The organism is Marinobacterium mangrovicola (genome assembly GCF_004339595.1).
Classification (GTDB): Bacteria; Pseudomonadota; Gammaproteobacteria; order Pseudomonadales; family Balneatricaceae; genus Marinobacterium_D; species Marinobacterium_D mangrovicola.
Map to the genome: position 1 here is coordinate 487,323 of NZ_SMFU01000009.1, position 13,556 is coordinate 500,878.

General features: G+C 59.6%; 12 protein-coding genes. 9 read left to right on the plus strand and 3 right to left on the minus strand.

Features of this window, described 5'->3' with window-relative positions; translation table 11 throughout:
* Positions 1–325 precede the first annotated feature (325 nt).
* Positions 326–1,237 carry an AEC family transporter gene (locus tag CLV83_RS14755; RefSeq protein ID WP_132293860.1) on the minus strand — a complete coding sequence of 304 codons (912 nt, stop codon included), beginning with the start codon at positions 1,235–1,237 and terminating at the stop codon, positions 326–328.
* 161 nt (positions 1,238–1,398) lie between these two features.
* Here CLV83_RS14755 and CLV83_RS14760 point away from each other — a divergent pair, with 161 nt between their 5' ends.
* The gene (locus CLV83_RS14760; RefSeq protein ID WP_132293863.1) at positions 1,399–1,911 is read left to right on the plus strand and encodes a glycine cleavage system transcriptional repressor; all 513 of its coding nucleotides are present in this window, start codon (positions 1,399–1,401) and stop codon (positions 1,909–1,911) included.
* Positions 1,912–1,950: 39 nt separating this feature from the next.
* Here CLV83_RS14760 and CLV83_RS14765 read toward each other — a convergent pair whose 3' ends face one another.
* Positions 1,951–3,132, minus strand: coding sequence for a YbfB/YjiJ family MFS transporter (locus CLV83_RS14765; RefSeq protein WP_132293866.1), 1,182 nt, complete (start codon positions 3,130–3,132; stop codon positions 1,951–1,953).
* A gap of 55 nt (positions 3,133–3,187) precedes the next feature.
* Positions 3,188–4,585 (minus strand): argininosuccinate lyase, encoded by a 1,398-nt coding sequence (gene argH, locus CLV83_RS14770; protein WP_132293869.1) that lies wholly within the window; start codon positions 4,583–4,585, stop codon positions 3,188–3,190.
* 263 nt (positions 4,586–4,848) lie between these two features.
* Here argH and CLV83_RS14775 point away from each other — a divergent pair, with 263 nt between their 5' ends.
* The 8 genes from CLV83_RS14775 to CLV83_RS14810 all read left to right on the plus strand — a co-directional run bounded on the left by CLV83_RS14775 (position 4,849) and on the right by CLV83_RS14810 (position 13,497).
* Positions 4,849–5,922 (plus strand): TRAP transporter substrate-binding protein, encoded by a 1,074-nt coding sequence (locus CLV83_RS14775; protein WP_132293872.1) that lies wholly within the window; start codon positions 4,849–4,851, stop codon positions 5,920–5,922.
* 65 nt (positions 5,923–5,987) lie between these two features.
* Positions 5,988–6,644: a TRAP transporter small permease subunit gene (locus CLV83_RS14780; RefSeq protein WP_132293875.1), complete on the plus strand. Its 657-nt coding sequence runs from the start codon at positions 5,988–5,990 to the stop codon at positions 6,642–6,644.
* A complete protein-coding gene (locus tag CLV83_RS14785) occupies positions 6,631–7,986 on the plus strand; it encodes a TRAP transporter large permease (RefSeq protein ID WP_132293878.1) in 1,356 nt (451 codons plus the stop codon). The genes CLV83_RS14780 and CLV83_RS14785 overlap by 14 nt, the downstream gene beginning before the upstream one ends.
* 19 nt (positions 7,987–8,005) lie before the next feature.
* On the plus strand, positions 8,006–9,172 hold the full coding sequence (locus CLV83_RS14790) for an iron-containing alcohol dehydrogenase (protein ID WP_132293881.1): 1,167 nt from the start codon (positions 8,006–8,008) through the stop codon (positions 9,170–9,172).
* 50 nt (positions 9,173–9,222) lie between these two features.
* Positions 9,223–10,725, plus strand: coding sequence for a CoA-acylating methylmalonate-semialdehyde dehydrogenase (locus CLV83_RS14795; RefSeq protein WP_132293884.1), 1,503 nt, complete (start codon positions 9,223–9,225; stop codon positions 10,723–10,725).
* A gap of 185 nt (positions 10,726–10,910) precedes the next feature.
* A complete protein-coding gene (locus CLV83_RS14800; protein WP_132293887.1) occupies positions 10,911–11,687 on the plus strand; it encodes an IclR family transcriptional regulator in 777 nt (258 codons plus the stop codon).
* Positions 11,688–11,792: 105 nt separating this feature from the next.
* A complete protein-coding gene (gene hemC / locus CLV83_RS14805) occupies positions 11,793–12,731 on the plus strand; it encodes a hydroxymethylbilane synthase (RefSeq protein WP_132293890.1) in 939 nt (312 codons plus the stop codon).
* A complete protein-coding gene (locus tag CLV83_RS14810) occupies positions 12,715–13,497 on the plus strand; it encodes a uroporphyrinogen-III synthase (RefSeq protein WP_132293893.1) in 783 nt (260 codons plus the stop codon). Before hemC ends, CLV83_RS14810 begins: the two co-directional genes overlap by 17 nt.
* Positions 13,498–13,556 lie beyond the last annotated feature (59 nt).

Here is a 13,556-nt window from a genome sequence, read left to right on the forward strand (position 1 = left end):
TTGATGGATTGTTCCAATTTTTAGAGCTGCCATATAACGAAAGGCGCCAGGCCAATTACGACGGGCCTTCCACGAATGTTAACAACTTTGTGACAGTGATCGAGCGCTAGTGTTCCACAGCTGGAAAAAAATGCAACAGATCCGACAGAGAACGGTGGATAAATGTCAACTTCCATCCAAAAACATGTCGTTACTCAACACATTTATACCGTTCCCTAACCTTTCCGGCCTAAATAACGGTTAGCTAATAAAACGGACGCTAGTGGCTCCGTGTCAACCGGCTCAAAAATCTTACACACAAAACCACGGATTAACGCGCCCAGTCTCAGGCCAGGAGCATCAATACCAGCGGCATGGAGAGTAACGAAATCAGGGTCTGAGTGGTGATGATGTTGGCCATCAGCTCCGCATCACCGCCAAGCTGACGCGCCAGAATATAAGCGGCGGTCGCCGTGGGCACCGATGCGAAGATCAGCAGTACCAGGGCTGCCGGCTCAGACAGACCAAACAGCCTGGCCAGCGCAAAAGCGATCAGCGGGCAGATCAGCAGTTTGATCAGGCTCGCAGCGATCACCGCGGGTCCGCTGTGTTTGAGCACCCGCAGATTCAGCGCCGCCCCCACCGCCAGCAGGCCCAGCGGCAGTGCCATCCCCCCTAGCAGACCCAGCACCGGACGTGCCGGAGCCGGCAATCCGATACCACTCAGGTTCAGCGCTATGCCGAACAGACAGGCGAGGATCAGCGGGTTACGTGAAAGTGTTTTCAGCACTCCCTTGAGCGTTGGCCGGCTTTCGCCAAACCAGGCAAACACCAGCACGCAGAGCAGGTTCAGCGTCGGAATCATTACCGCGGTCATTACTGCCGCCAGCACCACCCCCTGTTCCGGCATCAACGCGGCGCTGACCGCCAGTGCCACATAGGTGTTAAAGCGCAGGCTACCCTGATAGACCGAGGTGAATTGGGCGTTGCCCACACCCAACAATGGACGCACCAACAACACCAGCAGTGACAGTATCAGCAACATGGACAGCACCGCCGTCACCAGCAAAGACGACTGCACCGACGCCAGATCCGCCTGGCTCAGGCGGCTAACAAGCAGCGAAGGGAAAAGCACGAAATAGGTGGCTTTCTCCGCCGGAGGCCAGAACGCCGCACCGGGAAAATCGTAACGTCTTGCCAGGTAACCGATCACCAACAGGGCAAAGACTGGCCAGAGAGCCGTGAGAATACCGTCCATAGTTGTTTATACTCTTGTTCAGGATCGGGTGAAGAAGCCGATGCAGAATCTGGTGCGCAAGAGATGCCCAGGTTTTAATACATTAATAACGACAGAAACACACAAAACGACAGCAGCACGCCGCTTGCGCGGCAACACTAGCCTACATGGAGCCCCCTCTAATGACATCTCTGGTAATGAGTTTTATCGGCCGCGACAAACCGGGCCTGGTTGGCCTGCTCTCCAGCACCATCGCCGAGCACCAGGGTAACTGGCTGGAATCGGGTATGTCTCGCCTGGGAGGACAGTTCGCGGGGGTACTGATTATTCAGGTTCCCGCTGAGCAGGAGGAAGCACTGACCACAGCCCTGAAAGGGCTTGAAAACCAGGGCCTCAAGGTAAGCATCGAACGCAGTGAAGATGCCGCCACTGCCGCCAACACCCGTGCCGTCACCCTGGACCTGGTCGGCCATGACAAAACCGGTATCGTGCGCGATATCTCCCGTGCACTGGCGAGCATGCAGATCAATGTTCACAAGATGCAGACGGAGCTCGTCTCCGGCTCCATGTCCGGCGAGCAGCTGTTCAAGGCCAGTGCCGAACTGCTGGTACCGAGCCCGGTGGATCTGGATGAGCTGCAGGACAAACTGGAGGCGATCGCTTCCGATCTGATGGTCGACATCACCCTCGACTGATCGACTTAACCGGCGCTGCGCATCTGATTCCCGACTCTTTCAGAGTCGTTGCAGCGCCGGCTCCTCCTGTTCCAGGCGCCACAGCAGCGCCATCAGCACAGCGCCCAGCGCCACCACGCCCGCGGCGATATAGAGTCCAAGATTATAGTTACCCAGTCGCTCGGCCAGCGTGCCGGTAATCGCCGGTGCGATAATCTGCGCCAGACCGTAGGAGAGCGTCATACGCCCCATCAGTTTCGCAGGTTTGGTTGGATAAAAGCGCCCCGCCAGGGTCAGCACCAGACCGACGGCACCGATAAAACTGGCGCCAAACAGCACCGCGCCGGTCATCGCGCCAGCCAGCGTCGGCGACAATGCCGGCATCAGGATGCCCAGCAGTTGAGCCACGTAGGCTAGCAACAGCGCGGGAACATAGCCGGTCCTGCGCGCCACCTTGTCCCAGACGATCACGGCCGGCGCCGCCGCCAGTCCCAACACCAGGAACACCCAGTTGCCGCTGCTCTCAAGACCCGGTTGCCGCTGCACGATATCCACAATGAAAGTGGCGCTGATCACATAGCCCCAGCCGGCACAGAAATAGGCCGCCAGCAACAGCCAGTTGAAGCGCCGGCTTGGCGGTTGATCCACCAGTTGCTGGCCGCTGGTTGTCATTCCACTGAGATCCGGCCTTGGCATCCAGCGCCAGGCCGGTACCGCCAGCAGCAGCGCCAGCAGCGCGAAGCCCGTCCACTGCTGACTCCAATCAAGGTTAAGCGCACTGAACAACTCCACCACCACTGAGCAGAAGGCGATACCGGCGCCCATGCCGATAAAGTGCACACCCAGTTCGGAGCGATAACCGTGGCGGATCAGCCAGTTAAGAATCAGCGCACTGGCCAGCAGCAGGCCGCCGGCGGCACTGAAACCTGCAATCAGGCGCAGAATCGACCAGACCAGATAGTTTTCGCTTAACGGCATCACCAGGGTGGTGACTACAGCCAGCACCAGGCAGAGCCGGTAGAGCTGGTCTTTAAGGCGAAGATTGGGAACGGCGGCCGCCGCGAGAGCTCCAGCGAGGTAGCCGATATAGTTGAAACTGGCGAGCCAGCCGCCGCCAGAGGTATCGAGAAAGGTCTGCTGCAGCATCACCGGCAACAGCGGCGTGTACGCAAAACGTGCCACGCCCACCGTCACTATCAGGCTAAGTATGCCTGCGCTCAGTACCTTGAGACGCTGATCCATCCCTGTGTATCCCCCGAACTGTTTTTATTCTTGTTATCGGGGGATCAGCGAAGGCTTATTCGCCCCGCGCTGCGATCAGGTCGCGCCCCCGGTCGACGGCAGCGCGAACCTGGTCCGGAGCCGTACCGCCGATATGATTACGTGCTGCCACCGAACCTTCCAGTGTCAAAACGTCGAATACGTCCTGCTCAATGGTATCGGAGAACTGTTTGAGTTCATCCAGGGTCATGTCGGACAGATCCTTTTTGTGCTCGATGCCATAGGCCACGGAGAGACCGACGATCTCGTGGGCATCACGGAACGCCACGCCCTTGCGAACCAGGTAATCCGCCAGGTCGGTAGCCGTTGAGAAGCCGCGGCGAGCCGCTTCACGCATCTCTTCCTTGCGGGATTCGATGGCAGGGATCATATCGCCAAAGGCACGCAGACAGCCTTTTACGGTATCAACAGCGTCGAACAGCGGCTCTTTGTCTTCCTGATTGTCCTTGTTGTACGCCAACGGCTGGGACTTCATCAGCGTCAGCAGTGACATCAAGTGACCGTAGACACGGCCACTCTTGCCGCGCACCAGCTCGGGTACGTCCGGATTTTTCTTCTGCGGCATGATGGATGAGCCTGTGCAGAAGCGGTCCGGCAGGTTGATGAAATTGAACTGAGCGGAGGTCCAGAGCACCAGTTCTTCGGACATACGCGTCATGTGCATCAGCAGCAGGCTGGACGCGGCGCAGAACTCGATACCGAAGTCACGATCGGAGACCGCATCCAGGGAGTTACCCGCCGGTGCGTCGAACTGCAGCAGTTCAGCGGTGTAGGCACGGTCGATCGGATAGGTGGTACCAGCCAGCGCAGCGGCGCCCAGCGGCATGATGTTGACGCGCTTGCGGCAGTCGGCGAAACGCTCGTAGTCGCGGCTCAGCATCTCGAACCAGGCCAGCAGGTGGTGACCGAAGGTCACCGGCTGGGCAGTCTGCAGGTGAGTGAAGCCCGGCATGATGGTATCGGCTTCTTTCTCTGCCAGATCCAGAAGCCCCTGCTGCAGGCGGCTGATCTCGGCCAGTACCAGGTCGATCTCATCACGCATGTAGAGACGGATATCGGTGGCCACCTGGTCGTTGCGGGAACGGCCGGTGTGCAGCTTCTTACCGGTGATGCCGATCTTCTTGGTCAGTGCCGCTTCGATGTTCATATGGACATCTTCCAGCGCGACGGACCAGGCGAAGTCGCCGCGCTCGATCTCGATACGGATCTCACCGAGACCACGGATAATGTCATCGCGCTCTTTCTCGGTCAGTACGCCGACCTTTTCCAGCATACGAGCATGTGCGATCGAGCCCTGGATATCCTGCTTGTAGAGGCGCTGATCGAAGTCCACAGACGCGGTGAAACGCGCGACAAATGCGTCCGTCGGCTCGCTGAAACGGCCACCCCATTGCTGATTGGTCTCTTTGCTCATACCCCATACCTCGTTGGCGCTTTGTCGGCCCGCTTTCCGGGCCTGTGAATGTCGATGGCGGGATTATACAGGCCTTTCCCACCTGTTTGGCAGAAACCGCGACACCGCTTTTCAGATCCTTTTCCGATCACCTGCCAGCCTACAACAAAGATAATACTTTAGTATTAATTTGAGACTTTTTGTCTCATTTTATTTGACCAACCAAAACACAGATCCTATCTATAACGAGACAAAACGTCTCAAAATAAAAATAAGGATCGTTTATGAAACGCTTTAACAAACGCCACACCCGCCTTGCCAACCACTCTTTTCCCCTGCTCGCCGGGGCAGTACTGGCAGCCAGTCTGAGCACCCAGGCTTTGGCCGCCGATGAACCGGTAAGGTGGAAAGTTCAGGCGGTGTTCAACACCAACTGGCCGGGCCTGGGCAATCCGATTCGTCTGGTGGAGGAGTCGCTGAAGGAAACCAGCGGCGGCGAGGCGCAGATCAAGGTCTACGAGCCGGGTAAGATCGTTCCCTCCTTTGGCATCACCGAAGCGGTAAAGAACAAGCAGATTCCTGCCGGCTACGCCTGGCTGGCTTACGACCAGGGCAAGATGCCCGCAGCGGCCCTGTTTGCAGCGGTTCCCTTCGGTATGGACCCACTGGGTTACAGCTCCTGGTGGTATGAGGGAGGCGGTCATGAGCTGGCCGAAAAACTTTATGCCCCGCACAACGTTCACCCGATCCTCTGCTCGATCACCGGTGCAGAGACGGCAGGCTGGTTCCGTAACGAGGTCAACACCCCTGAAGATCTGGAGGGTTTGAAGATCCGTTTCGCAGGGCTTGGCGGCAAGGTGCTGCAGAAGCTTGGCGCCTCGGTCACCGTCATTCCTGGCGGCGAGATTTTCCCCGCTCTGGAGAAAGGCGCCATCGATGCCACCGAGTTTGCCACCCCCGCCATCGACGAGATGCTTGGCTTCGAAAAGGTCGCCAAGCACAACTACTTCCCTGGCTGGCATCAGCCGTTCACCGCCAGCCACCTCGTTGTGAACACCGATATCTGGAACGGGCTGAGCAAACAGAAACAGGCGTTGATCGAGACCGCCTGTACCGCAGCCACCTTCCGTGGCCTGGCCTACAGCGAATCACTCCAGGGCGCTGAGCTGGCGAAATTTGAAGGCAAAGGAGTCACACCGCATCGTCTCAGCCCCGCATTGATGGAGGCACTGCAGAACGCCACGTCGGAGGTGATGCAGGAAACCTCCGCCACAGACCCGATGTTCAAGGAGGTCTACGACTCCATGCAGAACTTCCGTCAGGGTTACGACCAGTGGAAAGAGCTGGGTTCCCTCTAACCTCAGTCCTCACCTCCACCCGGAACGGGGATCCCCGTTCCGGCTCTGACTGACGGAGTCGAGACATGAATCAACTGACAACACAGGCGGCTGTCCACGATAGCACCGATGTGCCAGTACGTCGGGCACCCGAGCATGTGGACCTGGAGCAGTTCGTTCACCACACCGAGCTGCCTCGTACCCGGCTTTCACGCGCCTTCGACCGCCTGATCTGTGGCGTAGCTTCAGTGGCGCACTGGAGCTGGGTGGCACTGATGCTGGTGATCCTGACCAACGTGGTACTGCGCTACGCCTTCGGCGAGGGTTATATCGAGCTGGAGGAACTGCAGTGGCATCTATACGCCATCGGCTGGCTGGTGGGGCTTTCCTTCTGCTACGTGCTCGACGACCACGTTCGTGTCGACCTGGTGCATGAGCGACTCGGTCTGAAAGCCCAGGCTGTTATAGAGCTGCTCGGCATACTGTTTCTGCTGCTACCGTTCGCAGTCGCCGTGCTCTGGTACGCCATCCCTTTCGTCCAGTACTCCTTCGAGATGAACGAGGTATCCATGGCGCCGGGTGGCCTGCCCTATCGCTGGCTGATCAAGGGCTTCCTCATCCTGGGCTTTGCCCTGCTGCTGATCGCCGTCTGCTCCCGACTGAGCCGCATCTGCGCCCTGCTGTTCGGATTCCCAAACGCCCTGCATGGCACCGCTAAGGAGAACGCTCATGGAGATCAATGAGATTCTCGCTATTACCATGTTCGCCAGCTTTATCGTCCTGCTGTTCTCCGGCTTTCCTGTGGCCTGGGTACTCGGCGGTGTCGCGCTGATCTTCGCTGTCCTGTCGATGATTGCAGATCAGGTCTGGGATGCCTGGATCGGTGTCGACTGGGATTACGTCTCTATCGTGGTTCCGCGCATCTGGAATGTAATGACCAACTGGGTGCTGGTGGCCCTGCCGATGTTCGTCTTCATGGGCCTGATGCTGGACCGTTCCGGTATCGCTGAAGACCTGATGACCAATCTGGTACGCCTGTTCGGCCGGGTCCGCGGTGGTCTGGCGATCACCGTCACCTTTGTCGGCCTGCTGCTGGCGGCGTCCACCGGTATTATCGGCGCATCGGTAGTACTTCTCGCTTTGCTGGGTATCCCGATGATGATGCGCCAGGGCTACAGCCACGAACTGGCCTGCGGCACCGTCTGCTCCACCGGTACACTCGGTATCCTGATCCCCCCCAGTATCATGCTGGTGATGATGGGTGACCGTATCGGAGTCTCTGTTGGCGATCTGTTTCTGGGTGCGCTGCTCCCGGGTCTGCTGCTCGCTGCGCTCTATATCGGCTACATCTTCTGTGTGGGCCTGCTGCGGCCTGGTGCCGCGCCCGCACCTGATAATGCTGAACCGGTCACACCGCTGCTGATCGCCCGGGTCTTTCTCACCGTGCTGCCGGCGGCGGGGCTGATCCTGGCCGTGCTCGGCTCTATCTTCGCCGGTATTGCCACCCCCACCGAAGCCTCAGGCGTAGGAGCTGCAGGGGCAACCCTGCTCGCGGTGGTGAAAAAGCGGGTCAACCTGCAGGTGCTCTACGAAGTCTGCCGTGAAACCACCAAGACCACGGCATTTATCTTCGCACTGCTGCTGGGTGCCACCGCGTTCTCGCTGGTCCTGCGCGGCCTGGGCGGTGACGAGCTGATCGAGGCGGCACTGACCGGCCTGCCATTCAGCCCCACCGGTATCGTGATCTGCATCCTGCTGGCCACCTTTGTGCTCGGCTTCTTCCTCGACTGGATCGAACTGACCCTGATCATTCTGCCGCTGGTGGCACCGGTAGTCGCTGGCCTCGGCTTTGACCTGGTCTGGTTCACCATCCTATTCGCGGTCTGCCTGCAGACCTCTTTCCTGACTCCGCCGGTGGGCTTCGCCCTTTTCTATATGAAGGGGGTCGCTCCAGAGGGGATTAGCGTCGGCACCATCTACCGTGGCGTACTACCCTTTATCGCACTGCAATTGGTGGGATTGGCGATCGTTTTTTACTGGCACCAGATCGTGACCTGGCTGCCCTCCATGGCTTACGCCAACTGACTATTTCCGGAGAACACCTATGAGCAACCGAATCATTCTGCCTCGCCTGCTGGAAGTGGGCGCCGGAGCCAGCGCCAAGGCCCCGGAAATACTGGCCGCGCTGGGATGCAAAAACCCGTTGATCGTCACCGACCCAATGATGGTCCAACTGGGTTATGTGGATAAACTCCGGGCGGTGCTGACAACGGCGGGACTGGACAGCGACCTGTTCGCCGATACTCTGCCGGAACCTACCGAGGCATCGATCATCGCCGGTGTGGATAAAGTGAAGGGCGGCAGCTACGACTCGATCATCGCCCTCGGCGGTGGCAGCCCCATCGACTCCGCCAAGGCGATCTCGATTCTGGGCAAATTCGGCGGTCAGATGCGCGATTACAAGTTCCCTCGTGATGTCAGCGAGCAGGGACTTCCGGTTATCGCCATCCCCACCACCGCCGGTACCGGTTCCGAGGTAACCCGTTTCACCATCATCACCGATGCCGACAAGGATGAAAAAATGCTCTGTGTCGGGCTTGGCTTTATGCCGGCGGCGGCGCTGGTGGATTACGAACTGACCATCTCGGTGCCGGCCCGCGTCACCGCCGATACCGGTATCGATGCGCTGACCCACGCCATCGAGGCCTACGTCAGCGCCAAGGCCAATCCCTACAGCGACAGCCAGGCGCTGGCGGCCATGCGACTGATCGGCCCGAACCTGCGCCGTGCCTACCACAACCCCAATGACCGGGAAGCACGCGAAGCGATGATGCTCGGCTCAACCCTGGCCGGCGTGGCTTTTTCCGCAGCCTCTGTCGCCCTGGTGCACGGCATGAGCCGCCCCATCGGTGCCTTTTTCCACGTACCTCACGGCCTCTCCAACGCCATGCTGCTGCCCACCGTCACCGCTTTCTCCCTGGACAGCGCGGCCGAGCGCTACGCTGACTGCGCACGCGCCATCGGCGCCGCCGAACCGGGCGACGACACCGCCACGGCAAACCAGAAGCTCATCGCCGAACTACGCGCACTGAACACGGAGCTCCAGGTGCCCAGTCCTGCAGACTTTGGCATCGATGAAGCGCGCTATTTCGAGCTGCGCGAAACCATGGCGGAACAGGCGCTGGCATCGGGCTCCCCGGGCAATAACCCGCGGGTACCCAGTGTTGCCGAACTGATCGAGCTGTATGCCGCCGTCTGGCACCAGCAGTGATCGACCTCAGTCTTACTCAAGCGAACAAGAACAACTAACGGAGTTTCAAAATGAGCACCCTGACCAACTTTATCAACAACACCCCTGTTGCCAGCGAATCCGGCCGCACCCAGCCGGTTTTCAACCCCGCCACCGGCGAGCAGAGCGGCACCCTGACGCTATCCACCGCGGATGAAACCCGTGGCGCCATAGCCGCCGCCCAGGCCGCCTTCACCGAGTGGTCCAAGACACCGTCGGTGGTACGCGCCCGGGTGATGTTCAAGTTCAAGGAGCTGCTGGATCAGAACCGCGACAAACTGGCCGAGCTGATCACCGCCGAGCACGGCAAGGTATTTTCCGATGCCCAAGGCGAGATCACCCGCGGCATGGAAGTGGTCGAATTTGCCTGCGGCATACCGCATCTGCAGAAAGGCGAGCACTCGCTCAACGTGGGCCGCAATATCGATTCCGACTCGCTGATGCAGCCGCTGGGCGTCTGTGCCGGTATCTCCCCGTTCAACTTCCCGGCGATGGTACCGATGTGGATGTTCCCGGTATCGATCGCCTGCGGGAACACCTTCGTGATGAAACCCTCGGAGAAGGATCCGAGCGCACCGCTGTTTATCGCCGAACTGCTGGCCAAAGCGGGGCTGCCCGCAGGTGTCTTCAATGTGGTCAACGGTGACAAGGAGGCGGTGGATGTACTGCTCACCGATGAGCGCGTTCAGGCGGTCAGCTTCGTCGGTTCAACACCGATCGCCGAATATATCTATGCCACTGCTTCCGCCCACGGCAAACGCTGCCAGGCCCTCGGTGGCGCCAAGAACCACATGGTCGTTATGCCGGACGCCGACCCGGAACAGGTGGTCAGCTCTTTGATGGGGGCCGCTTACGGTTCAGCGGGTGAGCGCTGCATGGCGATCTCTGTCGCGGTCTGCGTCGGTGACGAGGTGGCCGATAACCTGGTGGAGATGCTGAAAACCGAGATCGGTCAGATGAAGGTGGGGCCGGGCCTCGGTGTAGAGCCTGAGCCGCATATGGGACCCGTGGTGAGCCGCGAGCATCAACAGAAGATTCTTTCCTATATCGATACCGGCGTCGAAGAGGGTGCCACCCTGGTTGTCGATGGCCGTAACTTCAAGGTGGATGGCCACGAGAACGGTTTCTTCGTGGGACCTACCCTGTTCGATAACGTCACCCGCAGCATGCGCATCTATCAGGAGGAAATCTTCGGACCGGTGCTGGTGGTGGTTAGAGCGCAGAGCTTCGATGAGGCGCTGCAGCTGATCAACGATCACGAATACGGCAACGGCACCTCACTGTTCACCCGCGACGGCGACACCGCGCGCCAGTTCGAGGAGAACGTGCAGGCTGGCATGGTGGGTATCAACGTGCCTATCCCCGTACCGATGGCGTTCCACTGCTTCGGTGGCTGGAAGCGCTCCATCTTCGGTCCGCTGAACATGCATGGCTCCGACGGTGTGCGCTTCTTTACCCGGATGAAAACCGTCACCCGCCGCTGGCCCACCGGCATCCGCGCCGGCGCGGAGTTCTCCATGCCGACCATGAAGTAAACCCTCAACAGCAACGCTTTGCTGAATCGCGTGGTACCCCTGGTACGCTGATTTTGCCGCCCTGACCGGGCGGTTTTTTTTGCGCCGCTGTCGCCAAACCAGGCTGCGTTCCGGGCCATGTTCAGACCCGGTACAGCCTGTATACTCTTTCTCAGCAGTCACAGTAATGGACAGATAACTACCCCATGACCAACACACGACGGGAGAAAGGCTCATCGATTCTCCGTGTGCTGGAGATCGTCGAAGCGGTCGCCAGCGCCAGCAAGCCGATGACCCCCACAGAACTCGCCAAGCAGCTCGACATTCCCAAGGCCACCGGCCATCGACTGGTGCAGACGTTGGAGAAAGAGGGATTTCTGCAGACCAATATGCGCGGCTTTGTTATTCCCGGCGCCCGTCTGCACCAGGCGGCCCTGGGGATCATCTACGCCGGACGCTACAAGGCGCAGCGCCGCGCCATTCTTGAGGACCTGTCCAGCCATATCGGAGAGACCTGCGGTCTGGCAATCCCCGATGGCACCGAGATGCTCTACTTCGACCGCATCCAGACCAACTGGCCGCTGCAGATCAACCTGCCGATCGGCAGCCACACCCCAACCTGGTGCACCGCCAGCGGCAAGCTTTATCTCGCCAACCTGCCGGAAAGCCAGCGCCAGCTGATGATCGAAAAGCTGCCGGTACAGCAGTACTCCCGTAATACGCTGACCGACCCTGCCGAACTGATGGATGAGCTCGCTCACACAGAACAGCAACAGCTGGCTGTGGATAACGAGGAATTTATCGACGGCATGGTGGCGGTGGCGGTACCGGTCAAGGACGCCAATGATCGCCTGCTGGCCTGCCTGTTCACCCACGCTCCGGTGATTCGCTGCTCGCTGGAGGACCTACTGAAGTTTGAACCCCAGCTGCGTGAAGCGGCCCGACAGCTGGAGCAGGTGATCCGGGTACCGGCACAGAGCTGAGGCGAATCAGTCAATCCGCAGGCCGCTTTCTGTTAAACTGCCGGCCATTCGATCGCACTTATATTTCCACCTGGCGAGGCTAAGCCTCCTGACAAGGATTCACCCATGAGCAGAACCATCCGCATCGCCACCCGTCGCAGCTTGCTGGCCCTCTGGCAGGCCGAATACGTCAAGGCTGAACTGGAGCGCATCCACCCCGGTATCCAGGTGGAGCTGCTGAAGATCCAGTCCAAGGGTGACAAGATTCTCGATACGCCTCTGGCGAAGATCGGCGGCAAGGGGCTGTTCGTCAAGGAGCTGGAAAACGCCATGCTCGATGGCGAAGCGGATATCGCCGTGCACTCCATGAAGGATGTGCCGATGGAGTTTCCCGAAGGCCTCGGCCTGGCCGTCATCTGCCCACGGGAAAACCCCACCGATGCCTTCGTCAGCAACCACTACAACCACCTGGATGAGCTGCCCGAAGGCGCCGTTGTCGGCACCTCTTCGCTGCGCCGTGAAGTTCAGCTGCGTGAGCGCCGTCCGGATCTGCAGGTGAAATTCCTGCGCGGCAACGTGCAGACCCGCCTTGGCAAGCTGGATAACGGCGATTACGACGCCATTATCCTCGCCACCGCAGGTCTTATGCGCCTGGAACTGAACGAACGTATCCGCTACGAGATGCCCGCCGAGGAGAGCCTGCCCGCTGGCGGCCAGGGTGCGGTGGGTATCGAGTGCCGCAGCGATGACCAGGAACTGATCGACCTGATCACGCCGCTGCACCACACCGAAACCGCTTACCGCGTACTCGCCGAGCGCGCCATGAACCGTCGCCTCGAAGGCGGCTGCCAGGTGCCGATCGGCTGCTACGCCACCCTCAACGACGATATCAGTGAAATCTGGCTGCGCGGCCTGGTGGGCCGCCCCGACGGAACCCTGGTGCTGCGCGACGAGATCCGCGGCCCGGTGGATCAGGCAGAACAGCTGGGGATCACCCTGGCGGAGCGCCTGCTCGACGCCGGCGCGGCGGATATTCTGAAAGAGGTGTATGCCGAGCGTGGCTGAACAGACGCTGGCGGGGCTGCGGGTGCTGGTCACCCGCCCGGCACATCAGGCTGAGGGGCTGATCGACGCACTGCAGAAGCAGGGTGGGGAACCGATCCCCTTCCCACTGCTCGAGATCGAACCGATCGATGAGAGCGACAGGGGCGCCTACAACCTGATCAAGGCGCGTATCCTCGATCTCGATCTTTATGCCGGGGTGATCTTTATCAGCCCCAACGCCGCCCGTATCGGCGAGCAGTGGATCGATCAATATTGGCCGCAGTTGCCGGTGGGAATCGACTGGCTGGCCATAGGCGCCGGCACCGCTGCTACGCTGGAGTCGCTGGGGATTCACGCTTACCACGTCAAAAATGGCTTCGATTCCGAAGCACTGCTGGCCGACCCGCTACTTGAGAATATCGCCGAAAAACGCTTTCTGATCCTGCGTGGAGAAGGCGGTCGCGAGCTGCTCGCCGAGACTCTCAGATCACGCGGTGCCGATGTGGACTACGCTGATCTATATCGCCGCGTTTGTCCCCGCTACAGCCAAGCGGAAATCAAAAGTACTATTTATGCACAGCGATTATCCGTTATTCTGATAACCAGCGGCATGGCTCTGGATAACCTGTTGGAACTTGCAGGTGCAGAGTCGGATCTACTTGAAACAGCATTGATCGTTCCGAGCCGGCGGATCGCCGATCTCGCCAGAGCCCGGGGCTTTACACGAATCAGGATAGCGGACGGACCGGATGACTCGTCCATGATCCGCGCCTTAGCAGCGTATTGAAAAGCGTTAACGAGTAACGCAGAGAGATTTTCAACCACCTGTTAAGACCTGCCGACTGA

Coding starts and splice junctions, on each gene's coding strand:
- CLV83_RS14755 (WP_132293860.1), bottom strand. CDS start 1,237: ATGGACGGTATTCTCACGGCTCTCTGGCCAGTCTTTGCCCTGTTGGTG.
- CLV83_RS14760 (WP_132293863.1), top strand. CDS start 1,399: ATGACATCTCTGGTAATGAGTTTTATCGGCCGCGACAAACCGGGCCTG.
- CLV83_RS14765 (WP_132293866.1), bottom strand. CDS start 3,132: ATGGATCAGCGTCTCAAGGTACTGAGCGCAGGCATACTTAGCCTGATA.
- argH (WP_132293869.1), bottom strand. CDS start 4,585: ATGAGCAAAGAGACCAATCAGCAATGGGGTGGCCGTTTCAGCGAGCCG.
- CLV83_RS14775 (WP_132293872.1), top strand. CDS start 4,849: ATGAAACGCTTTAACAAACGCCACACCCGCCTTGCCAACCACTCTTTT.
- CLV83_RS14780 (WP_132293875.1), top strand. CDS start 5,988: ATGAATCAACTGACAACACAGGCGGCTGTCCACGATAGCACCGATGTG.
- CLV83_RS14785 (WP_132293878.1), top strand. CDS start 6,631: ATGGAGATCAATGAGATTCTCGCTATTACCATGTTCGCCAGCTTTATC.
- CLV83_RS14790 (WP_132293881.1), top strand. CDS start 8,006: ATGAGCAACCGAATCATTCTGCCTCGCCTGCTGGAAGTGGGCGCCGGA.
- CLV83_RS14795 (WP_132293884.1), top strand. CDS start 9,223: ATGAGCACCCTGACCAACTTTATCAACAACACCCCTGTTGCCAGCGAA.
- CLV83_RS14800 (WP_132293887.1), top strand. CDS start 10,911: ATGACCAACACACGACGGGAGAAAGGCTCATCGATTCTCCGTGTGCTG.
- hemC (WP_132293890.1), top strand. CDS start 11,793: ATGAGCAGAACCATCCGCATCGCCACCCGTCGCAGCTTGCTGGCCCTC.
- CLV83_RS14810 (WP_132293893.1), top strand. CDS start 12,715: ATGCCGAGCGTGGCTGAACAGACGCTGGCGGGGCTGCGGGTGCTGGTC.